Source organism: Prochlorococcus sp. MIT 1300 (assembly GCF_034092375.1).
In the GTDB taxonomy this organism is placed as follows: domain Bacteria; phylum Cyanobacteriota; class Cyanobacteriia; order PCC-6307; family Cyanobiaceae; genus MIT-1300.
On the sequence record NZ_CP139302.1, the window covers coordinates 992,212 to 1,013,612 of the forward strand.

At 43.0% G+C, this 21,401-nt stretch carries 23 protein-coding genes and 1 tRNA gene; 10 read left to right on the forward strand and 14 right to left on the reverse strand.

Going from position 1 to position 21,401, the window contains the following annotated elements; genetic code table 11:
- Positions 1-24: 24 nt before the first annotated feature.
- Positions 25-726 (reverse strand): NnrU family protein, encoded by a 702-nt coding sequence (locus SOI83_RS05265; RefSeq protein WP_320677670.1) that lies wholly within the window; start codon positions 724-726, stop codon positions 25-27.
- Between the two features lie 135 nt (positions 727-861).
- Between SOI83_RS05265 and SOI83_RS05270 the strand changes: the two genes are divergently transcribed.
- The gene (locus SOI83_RS05270) at positions 862-1,821 is read left to right on the forward strand and encodes a LysR family transcriptional regulator (protein WP_320675561.1); all 960 of its coding nucleotides are present in this window, start codon (positions 862-864) and stop codon (positions 1,819-1,821) included.
- Between the two features lie 13 nt (positions 1,822-1,834).
- On the opposite strand, the gene SOI83_RS05275 is transcribed toward SOI83_RS05270, so the two are convergent.
- Both SOI83_RS05275 and SOI83_RS05280 read right to left on the reverse strand, forming a co-directional pair.
- Positions 1,835-2,491, reverse strand: coding sequence for a DUF3172 domain-containing protein (locus tag SOI83_RS05275; protein WP_320675562.1), 657 nt, complete (start codon positions 2,489-2,491; stop codon positions 1,835-1,837).
- Positions 2,488-2,835: an NAD(P)H-quinone oxidoreductase subunit M gene (locus SOI83_RS05280; protein WP_320675563.1), complete on the reverse strand. Its 348-nt coding sequence runs from the start codon at positions 2,833-2,835 to the stop codon at positions 2,488-2,490. Before SOI83_RS05280 ends, SOI83_RS05275 begins: the two co-directional genes overlap by 4 nt.
- A gap of 111 nt (positions 2,836-2,946) precedes the next feature.
- On the opposite strand from SOI83_RS05280, the gene pds reads away from it, so the two are divergent.
- On the forward strand, positions 2,947-4,371 hold the full coding sequence (gene pds, locus SOI83_RS05285; protein ID WP_320675564.1) for a 15-cis-phytoene desaturase: 1,425 nt from the start codon (positions 2,947-2,949) through the stop codon (positions 4,369-4,371).
- Complete coding sequence (locus SOI83_RS05290) at positions 4,368-5,306, forward strand: phytoene synthase (RefSeq protein WP_320675565.1); 939 nt, start codon at positions 4,368-4,370, stop codon at positions 5,304-5,306. Before pds ends, SOI83_RS05290 begins: the two co-directional genes overlap by 4 nt.
- Positions 5,307-5,373: 67 nt before the next feature.
- Here the strand turns inward: SOI83_RS05290 and SOI83_RS05295 are convergent, their stop codons facing one another.
- Both SOI83_RS05295 and SOI83_RS05300 read right to left on the reverse strand, forming a co-directional pair.
- Complete coding sequence (locus tag SOI83_RS05295) at positions 5,374-5,808, reverse strand: RNA-binding protein (protein WP_320675566.1); 435 nt, start codon at positions 5,806-5,808, stop codon at positions 5,374-5,376.
- A 79-nt stretch (positions 5,809-5,887) separates the two neighbouring features.
- The gene (locus SOI83_RS05300) at positions 5,888-7,111 is read right to left on the reverse strand and encodes a CCA tRNA nucleotidyltransferase (protein WP_320675567.1); all 1,224 of its coding nucleotides are present in this window, start codon (positions 7,109-7,111) and stop codon (positions 5,888-5,890) included.
- Between SOI83_RS05300 and SOI83_RS05305 the strand changes: the two genes are divergently transcribed.
- Genes SOI83_RS05305 through SOI83_RS05315 form a run of 3 tightly spaced genes read left to right on the forward strand, consistent with a single transcriptional unit; the run spans position 7,110 to position 8,634 of the window.
- Positions 7,110-7,361 carry a Ycf34 family protein gene (locus SOI83_RS05305; RefSeq protein ID WP_320675568.1) on the forward strand — a complete coding sequence of 84 codons (252 nt, stop codon included), beginning with the start codon at positions 7,110-7,112 and terminating at the stop codon, positions 7,359-7,361. The two genes, SOI83_RS05300 and SOI83_RS05305, sit on opposite strands and share 2 nt — an antisense overlap.
- Positions 7,358-8,029 carry a tRNA (adenosine(37)-N6)-threonylcarbamoyltransferase complex dimerization subunit type 1 TsaB gene (gene tsaB, locus SOI83_RS05310; RefSeq protein WP_320675569.1) on the forward strand — a complete coding sequence of 224 codons (672 nt, stop codon included), beginning with the start codon at positions 7,358-7,360 and terminating at the stop codon, positions 8,027-8,029. The genes SOI83_RS05305 and tsaB overlap by 4 nt, the downstream gene beginning before the upstream one ends.
- Positions 8,029-8,634 (forward strand): YdcF family protein, encoded by a 606-nt coding sequence (locus tag SOI83_RS05315; RefSeq protein ID WP_320675570.1) that lies wholly within the window; start codon positions 8,029-8,031, stop codon positions 8,632-8,634. The genes tsaB and SOI83_RS05315 overlap by 1 nt, the downstream gene beginning before the upstream one ends.
- Positions 8,635-8,643: 9 nt before the next feature.
- Here the strand turns inward: SOI83_RS05315 and SOI83_RS05320 are convergent, their stop codons facing one another.
- From SOI83_RS05320 to rpaB, 5 genes are all read right to left on the reverse strand, one after another.
- Positions 8,644-9,270 carry a lysophospholipid acyltransferase family protein gene (locus SOI83_RS05320; RefSeq protein WP_320677671.1) on the reverse strand — a complete coding sequence of 209 codons (627 nt, stop codon included), beginning with the start codon at positions 9,268-9,270 and terminating at the stop codon, positions 8,644-8,646.
- A 42-nt stretch (positions 9,271-9,312) separates the two neighbouring features.
- Positions 9,313-10,209, reverse strand: coding sequence for an ACP S-malonyltransferase (gene fabD / locus SOI83_RS05325; protein WP_320675571.1), 897 nt, complete (start codon positions 10,207-10,209; stop codon positions 9,313-9,315).
- Positions 10,210-10,237: 28 nt separating this feature from the next.
- Complete coding sequence (locus SOI83_RS05330) at positions 10,238-11,227, reverse strand: beta-ketoacyl-ACP synthase III (RefSeq protein WP_320677672.1); 990 nt, start codon at positions 11,225-11,227, stop codon at positions 10,238-10,240.
- Positions 11,228-11,309: 82 nt separating this feature from the next.
- The gene (plsX, locus tag SOI83_RS05335; RefSeq protein WP_320675572.1) at positions 11,310-12,662 is read right to left on the reverse strand and encodes a phosphate acyltransferase PlsX; all 1,353 of its coding nucleotides are present in this window, start codon (positions 12,660-12,662) and stop codon (positions 11,310-11,312) included.
- Positions 12,643-13,389, reverse strand: a complete 747-nt coding sequence (gene rpaB, locus SOI83_RS05340; RefSeq protein ID WP_320675573.1) for a response regulator transcription factor RpaB — start codon at positions 13,387-13,389, stop codon at positions 12,643-12,645. The genes plsX and rpaB overlap by 20 nt, the downstream gene beginning before the upstream one ends.
- Before the next feature lie 112 nt (positions 13,390-13,501).
- Here rpaB and radA point away from each other — a divergent pair, with 112 nt between their 5' ends.
- On the forward strand, positions 13,502-14,884 hold the full coding sequence (radA, locus tag SOI83_RS05345; RefSeq protein ID WP_320675574.1) for a DNA repair protein RadA: 1,383 nt from the start codon (positions 13,502-13,504) through the stop codon (positions 14,882-14,884).
- A 29-nt stretch (positions 14,885-14,913) separates the two neighbouring features.
- Here the strand turns inward: radA and SOI83_RS05350 are convergent, their stop codons facing one another.
- Positions 14,914-15,432 (reverse strand): photosystem I assembly protein Ycf3, encoded by a 519-nt coding sequence (locus SOI83_RS05350; protein WP_320675575.1) that lies wholly within the window; start codon positions 15,430-15,432, stop codon positions 14,914-14,916.
- Positions 15,433-15,577: 145 nt separating this feature from the next.
- Here SOI83_RS05350 and SOI83_RS05355 point away from each other — a divergent pair, with 145 nt between their 5' ends.
- From SOI83_RS05355 to SOI83_RS05365, 3 genes are read left to right on the forward strand one after another with little or no spacing between them, the layout of a single operon-like run.
- Positions 15,578-17,911: a heavy metal translocating P-type ATPase gene (locus tag SOI83_RS05355; protein ID WP_320675576.1), complete on the forward strand. Its 2,334-nt coding sequence runs from the start codon at positions 15,578-15,580 to the stop codon at positions 17,909-17,911.
- Positions 17,908-18,543, forward strand: a complete 636-nt coding sequence (gene tmk / locus SOI83_RS05360; RefSeq protein WP_320675577.1) for a dTMP kinase — start codon at positions 17,908-17,910, stop codon at positions 18,541-18,543. The genes SOI83_RS05355 and tmk overlap by 4 nt, the downstream gene beginning before the upstream one ends.
- A 5-nt stretch (positions 18,544-18,548) precedes the next feature.
- The gene (locus SOI83_RS05365) at positions 18,549-19,541 is read left to right on the forward strand and encodes a DNA polymerase III subunit delta' (RefSeq protein WP_320675578.1); all 993 of its coding nucleotides are present in this window, start codon (positions 18,549-18,551) and stop codon (positions 19,539-19,541) included.
- Here the strand turns inward: SOI83_RS05365 and SOI83_RS05370 are convergent.
- The 3 genes from SOI83_RS05370 to SOI83_RS05380 all read right to left on the reverse strand — a co-directional run bounded on the left by SOI83_RS05370 (position 19,531) and on the right by SOI83_RS05380 (position 21,400).
- The gene (locus tag SOI83_RS05370; protein WP_320675579.1) at positions 19,531-20,334 is read right to left on the reverse strand and encodes a response regulator transcription factor; all 804 of its coding nucleotides are present in this window, start codon (positions 20,332-20,334) and stop codon (positions 19,531-19,533) included. The two genes, SOI83_RS05365 and SOI83_RS05370, sit on opposite strands and share 11 nt — an antisense overlap.
- Positions 20,335-20,622: 288 nt before the next feature.
- Positions 20,623-20,694: transfer RNA gene (locus tag SOI83_RS05375), tRNA-Asn, on the reverse strand.
- A gap of 28 nt (positions 20,695-20,722) precedes the next feature.
- Positions 20,723-21,400: an ABC transporter ATP-binding protein gene (locus SOI83_RS05380; protein ID WP_320675580.1), complete on the reverse strand. Its 678-nt coding sequence runs from the start codon at positions 21,398-21,400 to the stop codon at positions 20,723-20,725.
- Position 21,401: the final 1 nt, after the last annotated feature.

The following is a 21,401-nucleotide window of genomic DNA, read 5'->3' on the forward strand; positions in this document are numbered from 1 at the left end:
CAATCTTCAGGGAGTGTACGCAGCTCAGCCGAGCAATTCCCCTAGCCAAGAAGAGAGAAACGCTTCGCTACCTAACGATATGAAGCGATGCGACCACCAAAACAAGCCGACAGCTAGGGCAATTCCTAGCTGGGAAGGTCTTAAGAATTCTTGGACAATCAACTTTTGTCTTTTATCAATAACTGCAAGAAAAGGAACGACAGAAGTTTCCTCCTTCAACACCTCAAAGGCTGGTCCAAACTTACGCTTTAGTCTTTTATCCCCATGCCAAATCGCAAAAACATGATGACCAATCAACCCCAAAGAAGTTACAAGCATGAAGCTACTGCCAATCCAAAGTTGATGCGTTAAACACCAAAGAATTTGGCCCACAGCCTGCGGATGACGAGTTACACGAATTATTCCTTTTGAATAAAGCCTTTGTTGTGGTTTCACCACAGCAGGGATTTCTAAAAGGTTGTAAGTAGCGGGATATAAGAAAAAGAAACTCACTGCTGTTAAGAACCAAACCAAAGGCACCATCCCGGTCAGGCCTTGAACATTCCATAGGCGTGCGCCGTCATAGCGATGTACAAGAAAATATCCAATAAGTATTGCAGCAAGTGGAATACTCACTATCGCAAAAATAATTCTCCAAAGCCTTGGCCCAACTAGCTCTTCAGCCCAAGGTCTCAACGCGGCACCGCCACTATGAATTACAGCAAATAAAACGAGCAGCAAAAACATCACAAGACTGCTGTGATGTGGGCCACCCAAAAAAATGTTTTCCACCAAATCAGCTTATTGCGTTGGAGAAGTGTCCGCTCTAGCAGATTGCCGCTTAAAGTCTTTGTATTGTTGACGCCCTAACGGACGGGCCCAATGGCTGAGCTGCCGTTCACTCTGGACCAGCTAAGAATCCTTCGGGCAATAGCACACGAAGGCAGCTTCAAAAAAGCTGCTGACAGTCTGTATGTAACCCAACCTGCGGTAAGTCTCCAAATTCAAAACCTTGAAAAGCAACTAGAGGTTTCTTTATTTGACCGAGGAGGCCGAAAAGCTCAACTCACCGAAGCAGGGCAACTACTACTGAATTATTGCGACCGAATACTTAGTCAATGCCAAGAGGCCTGCAGAGCACTTGAGGATCTGAACAATCTCAAAGGTGGTTCATTAGTTATAGGCGCTAGTCAAACCACAGGAACCTATCTAATGCCTCGAATGATTGGGGCGTTTCGACAAAAATACCCAGAAGTTTCTGTTCAACTCCAGGTACACAGCACACGTCGCACAGGCTGGAGTGTGGCCAATGGCCAAATCGACTTAGCAATTATTGGCGGAGAGTTGCCTCCCGAACTCAAAGAAATCCTAGAAATCATCCCTTACACAACTGATGAACTTGCCCTAGTGCTACCAACCAAACATCCAATGAATAGACATAAGGAACTTACAAAAGAAGACTTGTATCGCCTGGGCTTTCTCAGTCTCGATGCGCAATCAACAACAAGAAAGGTTGTCGACAAACTTTTAACTAACTCAGGCTTAGAGGTTCAACGACTAAGAATCGAAATGGAACTAAATTCTTTAGAGGCAATTAAAAATGCTGTTCAATCAGGTCTAGGCGCGGCTTTTCTCCCAGTAGTATCAATCGAAAGAGAAATTCTGGCTGGAACCATTTATAAGCCAATTGTGACTGATCTTAATGTAAGCCGCCAACTAAAATTGATTAGACATCCTGCAAGGTATTGCTCACGTGCAGCAGAAGCCTTTAGGAATGATATTCTTCCATCTTTTGCCGACATGAAAAGCCCAATAAGGACAGAACCTATTACTAAAGATTAAAACAGAAAAGTGCTTAAAATTGATAGGCTTCTCGACCAACTGCTCCGGCATCCTCTGAGACACCCTTTAAGTAAAACTTGTTATCTTTGAGGTCCGTTTGATAAACACATTTCACAATTGGTTTATCTCTTATAGATCCTATGTAAGCAAATGTATTCATTCTTTGCTTACATTCACGCTCATCTTCATTAGTGATCGCACCTTCTCTTTTTAGAACCGACCAATTCTCTCTACGAATTACACATCCAGGCTGCAAAGCTGGTTGAGTAACAAAACTAGTAGATGGATTAAGGGTGGTATACATCTCAACATCAATAACAAAAGCACTCGCTCCCCATAATCTGCAAAATTCAGGATCAGGAACCTCCATATCTAACTGCTGTTGGCTAGCAATATTTCCCTGGCCACCTTGAGTGGTACTTGTAATCAGACTGCCTATTCCAACACCTACAACCAAAACCCCAGCCAATACAGCCAGTGATCCAGTATTGAGGTTCATGCCTCCAAGGCCGCCTCCCCCGCCTGAAGGGGCACCAGGAGCAGGTGGGGGGGCATAGGCCGACCTTGGAGACGAAGAACGCGAAGCACCTCGAGGCCTACCTCTTCGACGAGGATCATTACGATCACTTCCGCCACCTCTCGGCGATCTGTAGTAAGGCGGACGAGTCACAACAATTCCGATTTACGGGGAAGGCCCATAGAGAAATTAAGTACACGACAATCTGGGTTGTACTTAATTTCTCCTGCTTGCAACAAATGACGAATAGTGCCCTCTAGCTCTGAGCCAATCTTACGAAGGTTGTAATCGCTCAATTCTTTCCCTGCCTGCGAAGCAACCAATTCTTTAAATCGCAGATTTACTTTGGCAACCACTTCATCAGGCCAAAGGAACTCATTATCAGGGTCTAGATCAAGAGTGAGGTGATCCCCATCTGGAATCAAATTGTCACCATCCACAATTGCGGTGAAAAGTCTTACGTGCCTTGTCGTGCACTTCAGCTGCGTCTCGGTCATAAATTGGCCGGTCCGACTAGTGAACCGAGATAATGAATTAACAAGACTCTAGGTATGGAACCACCTGAGGGGAGTCTTCATTAAAGTTGACGTTCATCTTCCATCAAACAGATGCGAGTTGCCATAGCTGGAGCCGGTTTAGCCGGTCTATCCTGCGCGAAATACCTAGCCGATGCAGGTCATACCCCTGTCGTGTATGAAGCTCGCGACGTTTTAGGAGGCAAGGTTGCAGCCTGGAAAGATAAAGACGGGGACTGGTACGAAACGGGATTACACATCTTTTTTGGGGCATACCCAAACATGCTGCAGCTCTTCAAAGAATTAGAAATCGAAGAACGGCTCCAATGGAAAAGCCACTCAATGATTTTCAACCAACCAGAAGAACCAGGAACATATAGCCGTTTTGACTTTCCAGACCTACCTGCACCATTAAATGGAGTAGCAGCAATCCTGAGCAATAATGACATGCTTAGCTGGCCAGAAAAAATCTCATTTGGAATTGGCTTAGTTCCTGCAATGCTCCGTGGACAAGAATATGTTGAAGAAAGTGATAAGCAATCCTGGACAGAATGGCTCCGCTCACACAATATCCCTGAGCGCGTAAATGATGAAGTTTTTATTGCCATGAGTAAAGCCCTAAATTTCATAAACCCAGATGAAATATCATCCACAGTCTTACTAACAGCACTGAATAGATTCCTTCAAGAAAAGAATGGATCTAAGATGGCCTTCTTGGATGGAGCCCCTCCAGAACGATTATGCCAACCAATTGTCGAGCATATCCAAAACCTTGGTGGCGAGGTTCACCTAGATAGGCCTTTGCGCAAGATAAATCTTAGTGAAAATGGAGATGTAGCAAGCTTCAGCATAGGAAGTACAAAAGGCGGGGATTCCATGGAAGTCAAGGCGGATGCCTACGTAAGTGCCCTTCCAGTTGATTTATTCAAATTATTAATTCCTTCCCAATGGCAAGAAATGGATATCTTTAAAAAACTTGAGGGACTTAAAGGAGTTCCTGTTATCAACATACACCTTTGGTTCGACAGAAAACTAACAGATATTGACCACTTACTTTTTAGTCGCTCCCCATTACTAAGCGTCTATGCAGATATGAGTATAACTTGTAAAGAATATGAAGACCCCGATCGTTCAATGCTGGAACTTGTTTTTGCTCCAGCGAAGGATTGGATTGGTCGTAGCGACGAAGAAATTATTGAAGCAACTATGGGAGAATTAAAGAAGCTTTTCCCGAAACATTTTTCAGGGAATGATCAAGCAAAGCTAAGAAAATACAAGGTTGTGAAGACACCTCTGTCAGTTTACAAAGCAGTTCCAGGATGCCAGAAGTTTCGCCCAGCCCAAAAAACACCTATAGACAATTTTTTCCTCACAGGAGACTACACAATGCAACGTTATCTAGCGTCAATGGAAGGCGCAGTCTTAAGTGGGAAATTATGCGCAAAAGAGGTAAATCACATGACTATTTCTAAAGAGCAAAACCACTTAAAAAACGAGACTTCTCAAGATGCGACATGACAGCTGGATACTCAATTCCCCCTAGTAATCAGAAGGCTGGAATCAGTCTTGATAAGGCCTATGAAATTTGCAGAAAAGAAACTGCCCAATGGGCAAAAACCTTTTACCTCGGCACAATGTTGTTGCCGCCTCTCAAACGGAAAGCTATCTGGGCGATCTATGTCTGGTGCAGGCGTACTGACGAGCTCATGGATAGTCCAGAAGCACTATCGCTTCCAATAGCTCAACTATCAGATCGCTTAGATAACTGGGAAGAACGGACAAAAGCAATCTTTCAAGGTCAAGTTAGGAATGAACTTGATGCTGTGATGGTTGACACAATAGAAAAATTTCCGCAATCAATCAAACCTTATCTAGACATGATTGCCGGACAGAGAATGGATCTCAATCAAACTCGTTATGCAACTTTTAAAGAGTTAGAACTTTATTGCTATCGAGTTGCAGGCACTGTTGGGCTTATGACTCAAGGAGTGATGGGTATTGATCCTGCATATACAACTGCTCCATGGAGTTCAGCCCCAGACCCTTCCGAAGCTGCAATTGCTTTGGGCATAGCCAACCAATTAACGAACATTCTCAGAGATGTTGGTGAAGACCGAGAACGAGGACGGATTTACATCCCGCAAGAAGACTTACTTAAATTTGGCTACTCTGAGCAAGATCTTATGGATGGAAAACTTAACCAAGAATGGAAAGAATTAATGGCCTTTCAGTTGCAAAGAGCAAGGATGTGGTTTGAAAAATCAGAGCAAGGCGTGCGGTGGCTTTCTTCTGATGCAAGATGGCCTGTATGGACATCTTTAAGGCTATACAGAGGCATTTTGGACGCGATAGAAAAACTTGACTATGACGTTTTTAATAACCGAGCATATGTAAAGCGTTGGATTAAAATCCTAGACCTTCCGATTTCTTATTTAATTGCTCAATCCAAATAAAACTTATAAGAAATATTTTCAAGTCTGGTACTGGTAGTAATAGCAGGAAGCTTTAGAAAATCAAAGATCAAACCGCAGTCTTTTGATTTGCGAGTAGGTCCTTCAACTTAGACAATTCACCTGCCCAACGGGGATCTGGCGCCGCTTTAGAAGGTGCATCACTATGCACAAATTTCTTAGTTTCCTTTCTAGCGCTGCCCTGGGAATTAGATCCATTAGAACCGCCTCCTCTCCTAGAGCCTCCTGAAGAAGAGTCACGTCTTTCAGAACGCTCTACTCTCAATTTATTTCCATTGAACTCTGTCCCATTGAGCTTTTCTATTAGAGCTTCAGCCAATTTCTCATTTTCGACATTGGCAAATCCAAAACCTCTACAGCCTCCCGTTTCTCTATCAAAAACGGCTTTAAATCTGATTCCATCCCCAACACTTCTCAAAAGAGCTTCAAGCTCTTTGCTCTCGAAAGTCTGCGGCAAGTTGCCGATGTAAAGACGAACGCTCATGAAAAATAAGGGAGATAGAAATGAATGAGAATCAGACCGTTGAAGTGAAGTTGCTCGTTACATATGCAGTTAATCACATTTAGGTCCAATTATGTTCACACCACTTGCGAGCAAGATGTATAGCTTCATCTCTGGTATTCAACCTACCAAATGCTCGTTCATGGCGAAGATACCGCATGAGCTTACCTAACTCTCTACCAGGGGCGATCCCAAGGGTCTGCTGCAATGTATTGCCATCAAGAGGTGAAGAGGGGTGGAAAAGAGGATCTTTTTGGTCTCTCCATCGCTCAAGCCAATTCTCCTTTTCAGAGTCAGGAAGGTCCAAAATCAACGCCGGCAAATCTGGTTCTAAATCAATGTGCAATTGGAGACGATCCTCTTCGGAAAGGCTCTCAAATGCCTTGCCATCATTAAGCTCTCTCCATTTACAAAGAAGACCACAACGTTGCGAAATCTTGGTTGAGAAACGAAGCGTTTTCAAGCCCTCATTACTTAACAAATTGGCAAGGCGAACTAATGGTATGAATGCAGCTCGTTCATTTTCACTAAGCAAACTTGCATCTTTTAAAGAAAATTCTTGAGAAGATCTACCCGCATCCCAAGATCGAAACAAGTGCATTTCCTTAACTAAAGGCAATACATCATCAGCGAATGGGGCACTCAGCAACAACTCAAGCTCCCTTCGGATTCTTTCTGGGGCTACCTGAGGTAAAAGTTTGGAGTTAGCAGATACCCACTTTTGAGTTTGCGGGTCTAAAGAAAAATTCATTTCAGCCATCAAGCGGAATCCCCGAAGTAACCTCAATGGGTCTGCAACAAGATTCTTCTCACTAATTGCACAAATACGCTTGTGGTAAATATCGTCAATTCCCCCTGTTGGATCAACTAATTCCAAACTTTGGAGAAACCTTAGTCCTACTGCATTAAGGCGATAATCTCGGCGAAAGAGGTCATCAAGCAGATTTTCTCCTTCTTGAGCTGCTACATCTATTGTCCATCCTTGTAAAACAATTCTCGCTATATCCCTAGCTGCATCTAATAAGACATAGGAGCCTCCTACGTCTTTTGCAAAGTTTTGAGCCCATTGCGCAGCATGCTCAGGAACAACTAAATCAAGGTCAGGTTTTTCAGGAAGCCTGTCTAACAGAGCATCTCGAACAGAACCACCCACCAAAACACTCCCTTTGGGAAGCTTCTCGAAAGGGAAAGGCCATCTGTCAGGCTTGAGCCTTCTCCAAGCAATCTTAGATAATTCAATCCGGTTAGCAGTCAGAATGGATTGTGGAGCAATTGGACTAGGCATGTGCATATGCGTTGACTGCCGCTGGGTGGACCGGTGCCAGACCTATCACTCAGTGGAAGAACAACATGGCGTAGATCATCTAACTGATCATCCTGATATAAGACCCCAAGGCCCCAGAATTCATATAAGCGTGATTGACCTTGATGAGGGGCAAACTGGAATTGAATGGGATGTACGAGCCTGCGATAGTTTTGTCCAAGAGAAAGGTCGCTGGCAGAAATTAAGACCTGGGATGGAACTACCAACATGACAGCCCAGCGAACAAACTTGTCTGAAGAAATAACATCCAAATTCATACTTGCTTTGCACAGCTCTCATGAAACCTTTGGTATATCAGTCCTTGATTTAAATGAACCCATAAAAAGCGTTAGGAGTTCTACCTTCCAAATAGGTCGGTTACTTTCCAACAACCTCCTTACATGCGTTGAAGATCTTCTTCCAGCAAAATCATGGACAAAGTTATCTCGCCTTGCTGTAGCGACAGGACCTGGAAGCTTTACCAGTACCCGGTTAACCGTAGTCATGGCGAGAACAATTGCTCAACAAATAAATTGTTCACTTGATGGTGTGAGCAGCTTTGCCTTAATGGCACCTCGACTAGCAAAACAGCTTGATTCTGAACAACTTCAAAAGCCATTCTGGATAGCGCAAAAACTCAAAAGAAGAGGAATAGTGGCTGGCTTATATCACTTAAAAAATAGCCCTAAAACTATTCAGCAAAAATTTTTAGAAATAAAAGCCCCACATCTCATACACGAGGAACTTAATATTCATCCAGCTTTATCAGCCCAAGTAGACGTCAGAAGTGATGTCGAATACCTTTTAAAGATCTCATTAGAAGCGCATAGGTCTAAACAAGATTCCCCTTGGCATAACGTCACACCTATCTACCCGACTTCTCCAGTTGGCAATGTTTGATGCTATTAAAACGCAGCTCTTTTTTTATTATAGCTGGATTATCCATTTGGCTAATAATTAGGTATCCACTTAGGCCCTATTTACAAGCATCAAGATATCTAAAGTCTCCTGAATTAGTTTTTGTCTTAGGAGGAGACATCAAAAGAGAGCTTGCCGGTATTGGCCTGGCAAATACATTAAATCTGCCACTTATAATTAGCGGAGGCAGTAATCCAGAGTATGCGCATTGGATGATAAAAGAATCAGGAGTACCTAAGAAAAACGTTAAACTCGATTATAGAGCAAAGGATACGCTCGAAAACTTTACTTCTATAGTCGAAGATTTACACCTAAAAGGGATTAATCATGCTCTCCTAGTTACCAGCGAAGATCACCTTGCAAGAGCACTTTTAATGGGCAATCTCATAGCAGGAAGTCGAGGGATTAAACTCACACCAATAGCAATATCCTGTGCACCTGAATGCAAAAAAGAAAGTTTACCAAAAAAACTTTTTGATCTATTTAGGGCTGTAGGCTGGATAATTACAGGGCAGGATCCGAAAGATTGGGCTAAACAAAATTTTCCCAAGGTTACAACTTTTAGTGAGAAAATATTTAGAGACTAAGAAACGTTTTTAAAGGTCTAAAAGCGAATTAATACTACTCTGAAGCTCTTCAGTGGTTAATTCAAGATCAGCTTTTCTTTTTGAAGATGGAGGAGAGATAGGCAAGCCAATTCGACAATCAATACGAACTAATCGAGGAAGCCATCTGCCAGAGCCTAAAGCGCGATGACTATTAGCTATAGCAACTGGTAATAATTTGGCACCTGAACGCGCCGAGAGAAGTGCCGCCCCATGCATAGGATTATTAACCCTCCCATTGGATTGTCTTGTACCATCCAAAAATACACCTATTGCCCAACCTTCTAATAATCTATTAGTCGCAACACGAATAGCTTCTCTATCACTAGAACCTCTTTTAACTGGATAAGCACCACAAGCACGGATAATTGCTCCAAGCAATGGAATCCTAAATAATTCATCCTTGGCCATAAATGCTACTGGCCGTCCTAAGGCATGTCCCAAAATAGGAGGGTCTAAATGAGAGCCATGATTAGCAACTACTACTAATGGGCCATCTAATGGGACCTGGTTCAGGCCAGAGATACGTCCTCTGAATATCAGACGAAAAACAGGGAAAACCAATAAATAACTAACTATTAAATAAGCAATGCTGGCATTTGGCCGATTATTCGTCAAAAGACGTCCAGATTTGTCAAGGTTTCTTAGTGAAGCCAAAATTTAATGCCCCAAATCTGTCGCATTTCCTAATTGACTTGTGACAACATCCTTGAATGATCTCTTTACCAATCCGCTCAAAACATTACCTGGACCAATCTCTACCATAGTAGTAATTCCTTCTTGAATCATTGCATCCATAGTTTCTCTCCAACGCACTCCCGTTGTCATTTGCTTTTTTAAGCGTTCTTTGAGAAGCGTTCCATCAGAAGTGGGAGTTGGCTCTGAATTACTAATAACTGGAATAACCGCATTATCAAATTTACAATCGTCTAGCTCTCTATTAAAAACTTTCGCCGCATCTTCCATGAAAGGTGAATGGAAGGCACCTGAGACCTTTAAAGGGATAGCTCTTTTGCAAGCCAAATGCTTGGTTACTGCGTTCACACCCTCAGGAGAGCCTGATAAAACGACTTGACCAGTGCTGTTGTCATTCGCAATAACCACTCCTTCTGTGGACATAACCAAGTGATCTAATTCCGAGCGATCAAAACCCAAAACTGCTGTCATTGCTCCACCACCAGCAGTAGCCATTTGATCTGATCTACAGGCAAGCAATCTCAAAGCAGTCTCTGCATCAAAAACTTCTGCAGCATATAAAGCCACAAATTCTCCAAGGCTATGGCCAGCAACTAAGGATGCTTGACGCCCCTGCCTTTTCATATCATCAACAATTAAAGACTCAACCAGAAACAAAGCAGGTTGTGTATTTCTAGTGTTATTCAAATCAGACAATTCATCCTTTAAATCACTATTACCCGAACAAATAGAGCGCAAATCTCTACCTAAAAGTTGTCTTGCAAGCTCAAATCTATCCTTTGCACCAGGAAGGTTAATTACCCCTTCAGCCATACCAACCTTCTGAGAGCCTTGGCCAGGAAATACCCATGCTATTGACATTGAAAACCTGCGAAAAATACTTATAAGACTAAACGGGCCCTTGCCATTTAAATAAGGCAGCACCCCAACTCAGTCCTGCCCCAAAACCACTACTCGCTATTAAATTACCGGATTGGACACGGCCATCCCTGACTGCTTCGTCAAGCATAAGAGGAATTGTTGCTGCTGAAGTATTCCCATACTCCGCGAGGTTACTCAAGACCTTTGAAAAAGGAATTTTGAATCGATCTGCAACCGCATCCAAGATTCTCTGATTCGCTTGATGCAACAGGAGCCAATCCAATTTATCTGGAGAAATATCATGTGACCTAAGCAATTGCTCCAGCAAAAGAGGCACCTCTCTCACTGCAAATTTATAAACTTCTTGACCATTCATTTGAATTGGTAAAAACCCACCCAGCTGATGACTGCTTCCACCAACCAAAGGGAGATGCTCACTTGATTTCATTAAATTCAAACAGTTACCTCGACTACCATCTGATCTCAATTTGAATCCAATCAAACCCTGATCATCAGAATTCCCTGCTTCTAATGCAACTGCTCCAGAACCATCCCCAAAAAGGACACAAGTACGGCGATCATCCCAGTCAACCCAACTACTTAATTGATCAGCCCCAATCACTAAAGCTCTATGCATCGTCCCACTCTGCAAATATTGGGCAGCTGTTACCAAAGCAAAAAGAAATCCACTACATGCAGCAGTTAGATCAAAAGCCACTGCTCTATTAGCCCCTATTCGAGCTTGAACCTGAGGAGCTGATCCAAACAAATCGTCAGGAGTAGAGGTGGCAAGGATAATTAGATCGACCGTCTCTGGCTCCCAACCGGCCATCTCTAGAGCGGACAAGGCTGCAGAAGCAGATAAGCCCGTCAAGCTCTCCCCAGGGGCAATGACACGTCGTTTACCTATCCCAGTTCGACTACGTATCCAAGTGTCATTAGTTTCAACTCGTAGGGCGAGCTGATCATTCGTAAGGCTCAGCTCTGGCAAAGCACTGCCAGAACCAACCAAAGCCATGCTTTTTGAAAATGTAGGCATTCAAGCGAAGAGGAACTTTGCCCTAATGGGGCCAGTCAACCACACCAATTAACCAAGTCTGTCAAACATTGATTGCAGAAGGCTTCTCAAGTGCAAGTAAATCATCCATAACACCATGACTCGCAGCTGAATGTGCCAAGCGCAATGCACTTACAACTGACAACGGCTTGCTGCTGCCATGTCCAATGACACAAATACCTTTAACTCCCAGCAAAAGAGCGCCACCATGCTCTGCATGGTCTAAACGCTTCTTAATACGCTTTAAGTTGCTTCTAAGAAAAGCTGAGCCCACTTTCCCTCGCCTACCTCGTGGGAGTTCTGCTCTAAGAACATCCAATAAAACACCTCCAACAGATTCAAGAAATTTAAGAAGGACATTCCCAGTAAAACCATCACAAACAACAACATCAAACTCCCCTGACAAAACATCTCTTCCTTCGCAGTTACCCGCAAATTTAAAGCTGTGTTCTTTATTAAGTAATTGATATGCACTTAAAACCAATTCATTACCCTTACAAGACTCTTCACCAATATTAATAAGACCAATACGTGGTTCTTTAACCTGAAGAACATCCCTGGAGTAAATATTTCCTAGTAAAGCAAATTGATGAAGATAACTTGGTTTGCAATCCATATTTGCCCCTACATCAAGTACTAAAACAGGTTGAGCTGGATCTTTCGTAGGGAAAAGAGCCCCAATAGCAGGCCTATCAATACCTGAAAGACGACCTAAACGAAAAATTGCTGAGGCCATCATCGCCCCTGAATTTCCTGCCGAATAAACAGCTAAAGCCTCTCCTTTCTTAACAAGGTCCATGGAAATATTGATACTTGAATCTCGCTTTTTCCGTACAGCTGTAGCTTCCTCATTCATGCCAACAGAAGGGCCACTGGAAACTATTTCTAAATGCCCAGCTAATTGTGATTCTTTCAAAGCTTCTATTACTCCAATCTCTTCTGCAGCAGAAAGCAACTTATCTTTTTCTCCAACCAACTTTATACGCACAGGAAGCCGCTGGATCGCTTCCAAACAACCCTGAATAATTGCTGCTGGCGCATTATCTCCTCCCATCCCATCAACAGCTATCCAAAGTCGATCTCGATCATCTATCGACTTAAAATTATTAGAAACCTCATTGCCCTGCAAACGACGGAGTGGATCAAATACCAATGGTTGAAGCACACTTCCTGCCATTGTGCCTGCGTTTGTCACCACAGACCCAGCGCTAGAAACCACTGTCCCTGCAACATTGCCAGCTACAGAAGCAGAAGATGTAGCCGTATCAACAAGAGTGGTTACCGCCGCATTACGGCGATACCAAATTACCAATCGTCTTATAGCTCTAGAACGATTGGCTTTATTCCTAGGCTCAAAAGCCTTGGAAGTATCAGAATCAGAGTCCTTCGGATCCAATGGAATCAACTATGCGCTGAAATAAATAGCCGGTTCCCCTAGCTGTAAGTATCAACTCAGGGTTAGCGGGATCGTCTTCGAGTTTGGAGCGAAGCCTAGAAATATGAACATCAACCACCCTAGTGTCTACATGCCTTTCAGGGGTATATCCCCAAACCTCCTTCAAGATTTCGCCTCTACTAAAAGGCTCGCCTGAGCGACTAACCAACAATTCGAGCAAACTAAATTCCATCCCTGTCAGCCGTATTCGTTCATCAGCTCGAAAAACTTGGCGCTTATTTGTATCAATTCTTAGATTTGTGACTTGAATTACACCTGAATTGGGGATTCCCGCTACATGTTCCTTCTCTACCCTGCGAAGCACACATCGAATACGTGCTTCTAATTCCTTAGGACTGAATGGCTTCACTACATAATCATCAGCACCTAACTCAAGGCCAGTAATACGATCTGCAACATCTCCCAAAGCTGTAAGCATCACAATTGGGACATCTGACTCCTTTCGCAGCTCCTGGCAAACCGCGTATCCGTCTAGTTTTGGCATCATGACATCCAAAACCACTAAATCAGGCTGGCAATTTTGAAAACTCGCTAAAGCCTCATTCCCATCGCAAGCAGTGACTACTTGATAACCAATCATTGAAAGACGAGTTTCGAGAATCCTACGGATGCTCGCCTCATCATCAACTACGAGGATTGTTTCCTTGGAGGCACTAGTGGCCGTCATATCTTCTTTTGTTTTGGCGGCTAGCAGATACTGATCTTAGATGAAACCCTAATCCAACCACCCTGAAGCTCCTCTCCAATGGTCTCAAGACAATTTTCTGAATGGACTAAACGTGGCTAAACCTGTCTCCCATTACATCTGCCAAAGCTGTGGAGCCCAAACCAGCCAATTTTTTGGCAGATGTCCAAGTTGTGGAGATTGGAATTCATTAATTGAACAAATCAATTCTTCTTCTAAAAGTCTTAGAAAACTGCAACTAGGGACGAGTGCTCTACCTGGTAAAGGCAGCAAGCACTCCGTACCTATGTCATCTCTCGATGAAAAACCAATTAATAGGCTCAAAAGTGGCTACTTAGAACTTGATCGGGTACTAGGAGGAGGATTTGTTCCAGGTTCAATTGTTCTAGTAGGAGGAGATCCTGGCATTGGGAAAAGCACACTGCTTTTGCAAAGTGCAACTGCAATGGCTCTTCACAAGTCAGTCCTTTATGTAAGTGCTGAAGAATCTGCTCAACAAGTCAAGCTCCGTTGGGAAAGACTCAAAGGGACAAATTCAGATCTTCAATTGCTCGCAGAAACAGACTTAGACGTCGTTTTAGAAGAACTTCAATGCCTTAAGCCTGATGTGGCAATCATCGATAGTATTCAAGCCCTTAATGATGATTCACTTTCAAGTGCACCAGGTTCAGTTGCCCAAGTTCGCGAATGTTCTAGCGCCCTGCAAAGATTGGCCAAAAAACAAGAAACAGCTTTAGTGCTTGTAGGTCATGTCACTAAAGAAGGCTTACTTGCAGGACCAAAAGTCCTTGAACATCTTGTAGATGCAGTGCTCACTTTTGAAGGAGACCGATTTGCCACCCACAGACTTCTAAGAGCAGTAAAAAATAGATATGGAGCTACTCACGAATTAGGCGTCTTTGAAATGCAAGGGGCTGGACTAACAGAAATAGGAAACCCCAGCGAACTTTTTATTCATTCTGAATCGGCTTCAGGTGTCGCGACAATAGTTGCATGTGAAGGGACACGATCACTTTTAGTAGACCTTCAGGCACTTGTTAGCCCCACTTGTTATCCAAGCCCTAGAAGAACAGCCACTGGCTTAGAAACAAACCGACTTCTTCAAATCCTCGCCGTTCTAGAAAAGCACTTAACATTGCCCATGTCCCGATCTGACTGTTACCTAGCCGTAGCAGGAGGTCTAGAAGTTGAGGAGCCAGCTGCAGACCTTGGAGTTGCGGCCGCAATTATCTCAAGCTATAGAGACTTGACTATTCCTCCAGGCACAGTATTTATTGGTGAGATTGGTCTTGGAGGACAATTAAGACCAGTAGGCCAAATAGTTCAGAGACTTAATGAAGCTATGAGACTGGGCTTCAGCAGAGCTGTAATTCCAAAATCGTCAGGAATTCATGAAATGGGTTCAGCAATAAAATTAGAAGTTTTAGAAGCTGGAAGTCTTAATGAAGCCATTGTTCTTGCATTGGGTGTGAACTAAGATATAAGTCAAGGCAAAGAATTCATCTCCTAAAAATAAACATCTACATTACTTCTACCGGTTGTTTTTAACCAATTTTCTATATCAAGGTATCCACCTGGGTACAGTCTTACTGCTTTAGTCCAAACCTCAGCAGCTTGATCAAACCAACTATCTGATTCATCAAACTTCCCTGCCTGTTGTGCCATACGTCCTCTTTTCTCATAAATTAAACCCATATTTTTCAAGCAAGAAGGTTGCTTAGGGTTTTCCTCTAAAGCCTTTCTATAAGTCTCAAGTGCAAGATCTTCTTTCCCATTACTCATATAAATAATTGCCATGTTTTTCAATGTTTCGCCTCTATCGACAGCATTCTCTTCAAACTTGAGGCTTTCCTCATAATTCTCAAGAGCCTCTGAGTAATCGCCATCATTTTGAGCAGCGAGCCCATCTCGATAATAGATATAAGCTTTTTTTTCCTGAGCGTTGATTGGCATGACTTTTACGATCATCTCTGCCATAACAGTGAAGGCCTTATCGATGATGTTGTCGTTTTGACTTCGGGGCACGGTTAGCTTGAAAAAACAATTTGTCCACCATCCTGACGGCTTTTAGCGATACTTGTCTATTGAAAACAACCGATCGTGAAATGATTTCAGATCTTTTGCGTTCATTGTTTGCTTTTATTAGCGTTAGGGGACTTCTCACCAACCTGTGAGCCGCATCCAACTTCCTTCTAAAAATCCATCTGTCTTATTAGACGTCGAAGGGATGAAATGCGGCGGGTGCGTTCGATCGGTTGAAAAAACCCTACTTGAACAGCCAAACGTTGCGAATGCCAGTGTCAACCTAGTAGCACGTACTGCATGGATAGATCTAGCTAACCCTGAAGAATCTCTGGAGCCAATCCTTAATGCATTAACAGCTCGTGGGTTTCCATCTAAGCCCCATGCGACTGATCCTTTATCAGAATCAAAACATCAATCCATAGACGGCATCGAAGGGTGGTGGCGTCAATGGCGGCAATTGATGGTGGCCCTAGTCCTATTAGTCCTCTCTGTATTAGGCCATCTCGCAGAAGGTAATCAAATCAATCTCCCATTAATGGGACAACTACCATTCCACGCTGCATTAGCAACTGCTGCCTTATTAGGGCCAGGACAACCAATCCTTAAAGGAGGACTTCGCTCAGCGATTGCCCTAACTCCAACAATGGACACACTAGTTGGACTAGGAGTCAGCAGTGCTTATTTTGCAAGTCTTGTTTCATGGGTTTGGCCTGAAGTGGGTTGGCCATGTTTCTTCAATGAACCTGTAATGCTTTTGGGCTTTGTTTTATTAGGTAGGTTTTTAGAAGAACGTGCACGTTTCCGAACTGGAAGGGCATTAAAACAACTGGCAGAACTACAACCAGATAAAGCAAGACTTTTGATTGGCAATAAAGCCATTAGAGAAGTAAGAGTTGGGGCTCTCCTCCCAGGTGAAAAGATTCAATTACTACCAGGTGATCGAATCCCAGTGGATGGAATAGTTGAAGAAGGACATTCAGCTGTTGATATATCTAGTCTTACAGGAGAACCAATGCCTTTAGAAGCTTCACCAGGCAGCGAATTAGCTTCAGGAAGTCTCAATCTAGAGGCACCTATAATTCTAAAAGTAACAAGGATCGGTGCAGAAACGGCTTTAGCAAAAATAATTGGATTAGTAGAACAAGCTCAAGCAAGAAAAGCACCAATTCAAAGGATTGCGGACCAAGTCGCTGGAAAATTCTGTTATGGCGTTGTAACCCTTGCAATAACTACTTTTCTTTTTTGGTGGCAACTGGGAACACGAATATGGCCACAAGTATTAAATGCAACTGGTCAAGGGCTTATTCATGGCCATCAAGGCCATGAATTACATATGGCCTTAGGTGGTAATGCAGAAACACCATTAGGCCTTGCACTTCAGCTGGCTATCGCTGTGCTCGTAATAGCTTGTCCTTGTGCGCTTGGTCTAGCCACGCCTACAGTTATCACTGTTGCCTCAGGCAAAGCTGCTCGCCATGGATGGTTATTTCGTGGCGGAGATGTCATTGAAACTGCAGCTTCTTTAGAAAAGATTGTTTTCGACAAAACAGGAACTCTCACTCTTGGAAGGCCCTTAGTTTCAGAAGTACTTCAGACCAAAGACCCCAATCAATTACTTCAATTAACTGCAAGTCTCGAACAAAATAGTAGGCATCCGATTGCTCATGCAGTTTTACAAGAAGCCCAAAGGCAAAAGCTCACGCTCCTATCTTCAAAAAATACTAAAACATATCCAGGAGAAGGCTTGGCAGGTGAATTAGATGGAATTGATGGAATCATTCGAGCAGGAAATAAGGAATGGCTTCAAAAAGAAGGGGTTAGCTTTAATAAAGAGACCCAGAAAAATATCTATCAAGCAGCATTAAAAGGTCAATCAATTGTCGCAGTAGCTCAAAACCAAACACTTCTTGGCTTAATTGCAATTGAAGATCTTCTAAGACCAGATGTTTCAATTGCCCTAGACAGGCTGAAAGAGAATGGACTCAGTCTGGCGATGCTTAGCGGAGACAGGCGTGAAGCTGTAGAACGTCTTGGCGAGAAACTTGGTTTCGATCCCAAAAATCTTGGCTGGCAATTACTACCTGCAGAGAAACTAGACCATCTCAAACGTTTTCAGGAGCATGGTCCTGTAGCAATGGTTGGCGATGGAATTAATGATGCTCCCGCTCTAGCTGCAGCAAATATAGGCATCGCAGTAGGAACAGGAACGCAAATTGCTCAAGAATCTGCAGATCTTGTTTTATTGGGTGATCGACTTGAAGGTTTACCAGCAGCACTTTTGCTAGCTCGCCGAACCATGAATAAAGTCCGCCAAAATCTCTTTTGGGCATTTGGCTACAACCTGATTGCTTTACCAATAGCAGCAGGAGTTCTTCTCCCAGGGTTTGGGCTACTACTTTCTCCACCAATAGCAGCACTATTAATGGCTATAAGTTCAATAACAGTAGTTATTAATGCTTTATCTTTACGCACAACATGAAAGGACAATTTATTGTTCTAGAAGGTATTGATGGGTGTGGTAAAAGCACACAAATGCGCTATCTGGAGAATTGGCTCCCTCAAAGTGGTCTGATGCCAAAACAAGCTCAATTAAAGAAAACTCGAGAACCAGGAGGGACTTCACTAGGAAATTCATTAAGAGAATTACTACTTAATCCACCAGGAGAGTCCTCACCTGAGCCCACAGCAGAAATCTTGCTGTATGCAGCAGACCGGGCTCAACATATATCTCAAGTAATACAACCTACCCTGCACAAAGGTGATTGGATAATTTGTGATCGTTTTGTGGGGTCAACCTATGCATACCAAGGCTACGGAAGGAATCTTGATTTAGATCTAATTGAGAAACTTGAGGAAATTGCTACAAGAGGCTTAAAGCCTGATATAACTTTTTGGTTAGACCTACCAGTATCAGAAAGCATTAAACGTAGAGGAGATAGGACAGAGGATCGGATTGAATCAGAGGGTATAGAGTTCCTTAGAAAAGTTGCTTCAGGTTTTGCAAAACTAGCTAAAAATCGCCAATGGATTGAGATTGATGCGCATCAGCCAGCTGAAAGAGTAAGCAAGTGCATCGAAAGAGAAATACTTGGACATTTCAACTCAAAATAACAATAATGCCATTAAACAGAACTTTCTGCGCAACTAGTCTTTTTGAAGACATCATAGGTCAACCTCTCGCTATATCCTTGCTAACAGCTTCTCTTGAAAAGAATCATATTGCGCCTGCCTATTTATTCTCTGGGCCTGACGGTATAGGACGTAAACTCTGTGCTTTACGTTTTCTAGAAGGTCTTCTAACAAATGGGCAGATTTCAATTCGTGAAAGAAAAAGATTAGAAGATTCAAACCATCCTGATGTTCTCTGGATCGAACCTACATACCAACATCAAGGGAAACTAATACCTGCATCTAAAGCAAAAGAGGAGGGAATAAATCTCCGTTCAAACCTAAAGCTTCGAATAGAGCAAATAAAACAAATACCCCACTTTTTAGCTCAAGAGCCAATCGAGGCTAAAAAAGGAATGGTGATACTAGAGGGTGTAGAAAATATAGACGAGCCCGCTGCAAATGCACTACTCAAAACCCTTGAAGAGCCAGGCAAAGGGATCTTGATACTATTATCAACCCGACCAGAATGTCTTCTACAAACAATCAAATCACGTTGTCAAGAAATTCCCTTCTTTAGATTAAGGAAGGATTCCCTTAGACAGGTGCTCAAGAAAAGCAAAAAACCCCAGGAAGAAGCTTTAGATCTAGAGGATATTCAGCCTGAAATCATACTCCTGGCGAATGGTTCGCCGGGTGCACTGATTGATCACAAAAGCAAGTTAGAGGAAATTCCCCAAGAAATATGGTCAAAATTAAATGTTCCAAACGCAAGCCACATAGAAGCCCTTAACCTTGCCAAAGAAATCTCAACAAAGCTGGACAATTCTCAACAAATCTGGATGATTGACTGGCTTCAACAACATCTTTGGAATAAAAATTTCAATCCTCAGCAGATAAAAAAATTGCAGATTTTACGCCGACATCTAATTAACTATGTACAACCAAGACTGGCTTGGGAGATTGCACTGATTGAATTAATTGAAAGAACTAAGCACTAGCACGTTCTTCATCTGCAACAACTTTCTGCTCACGTTCTTGACGGGCCTTTGCTAGTACATCTTGCATATCTTGTATTTGCTGACCTCCAGTAGGCAGTTCCAAGCAATACCCAGCTCCATAAACAGTTTTGATAAACCTTGGCTTTCTTGGATCAGGCTCTAACTTAGTTCTTAAGTGACGGACATGAACTCGAATGGTCTCAATATCGTCGTCTGGTTCATACCCCCAAACCTCCTTAAGGATTAAAGACGGCGCAACTGTCTGACCATGTCTCTGCAAAAGACAATGGAGCAATTCGAATTCTAAATGGGTTAAACGAACTGCTCTATCGAACCATATAGCCTCAAATCTTTCTGGTACAAGTGTTAAGGGTCCATAATTAAGTATCTCACTGTGACTGGTGGCTCCAACCACAGTTCTATCAGTCCGCCTCAGAAGCGCTTTTACTCTGACCAGTAGTTCTTCCAGATCGAAAGGCTTAGTTAAGTAATCATCAGCACCTGAATTAAACCCACTAACTTTATCTTTTGTACCTCCCAAAGCAGTCAACATTAGTATTGGAATTCCTGCGGTTCTTTCATCTCTTCTAAGTCTCTGACAAAGAGTTAATCCATCTACATTAGGGAGCATCAAGTCTAAAAGAATCAAATCTGGGGAATATTGAAGAGCCAAGGCTTGGCCTTTAATACCATCAGCGGCGCGCTGAACATCAAAGCCACTGTGCTCCAAGTGACCGCTTACCAGATCACGCATGTCCTGGTCGTCTTCGATCAAGAGGATGCAAGGCTTCATTAGATCGGAATAGAAAAGCTAGGGGGATTAGTAAACGAGATGCCGTTGTATGAGCATTCCACTAATTCTCTCAAGATTTAATTTGCAGTGCAGAAATGTCACTTCTGGAAGTTCTTGCAGATAACACGCAAGAAAGCAGTACTGGCAATGCTTTTTACCAGCCAAAGCCTAAAGAAGAGATTTCTTCTCTTTAGAAAGTCTTCCAATTCACGCCATGCTCTGTTGCGCATTTTGCAAATTAGAAAGAAAAAGCCACAGCTAAAGCTGTGGCTTGATTTAAAGATGAAACTCCCCGGGCGGGATTCGAACCTGCGACCAATCGATTAACAGTCGACCGCTCTACCGCTGAGCTACCGAGGATTGAACCCAGGAAACTTACCGTTCATACCTACCTGCCGGCAAGTGGTTGAATCTCCTTTCTTAAAGTTGTTCCCTCTTTCCAAGAGCCCAGTTGACCATTTTTCATGAGAATTGCTGCATCTGCATGCTCCAATTCCTCAAGGCGGTGGGTGATCCAAAATGCCGCTAGAGGGTCTTGAGATCGATGGCAAAGCGCTTTGACTATCGAGAGGACTTTCTGCTGGCTCGAGGGGTCTAGCAAGGCTGTAGGCTCATCTAAAAGCAACAACGTTGCCTTACTCGCAAGAGCGCCTGCAAGAGCAAGTCTTTGTTTCTGACCTCCACTGAGAGTATGAATTGGACAAGTCTCCAAACCTGACATCCCTACTTGTTTCATCGCCGTAGCAATCCGTTCTTCACGTTCATGCTCTGTAAGGTTGCTAGGAAGACTAAGCATCACATCACTTTTCGAACTAGGCATAAGCAACTGATGATCTGGATTTTGAAACATCAATGCAGGCTTGAAATTGCAATGCAAAAAACCAGATTGAGGTTTTATTAACCCACTTATCAATTTGAAAAGAGTACTTTTGCCACAACCATTGCTACCTACCAGCATCCACAAACCAGGACCAGGTATATCAAAACTGCAATCAACCAAAGCCTTCTTACCAGAAGGCCAAGCAAAGGTGACCTTCCGAAGGAAGAGCTGACTCTGCTCTGGCATT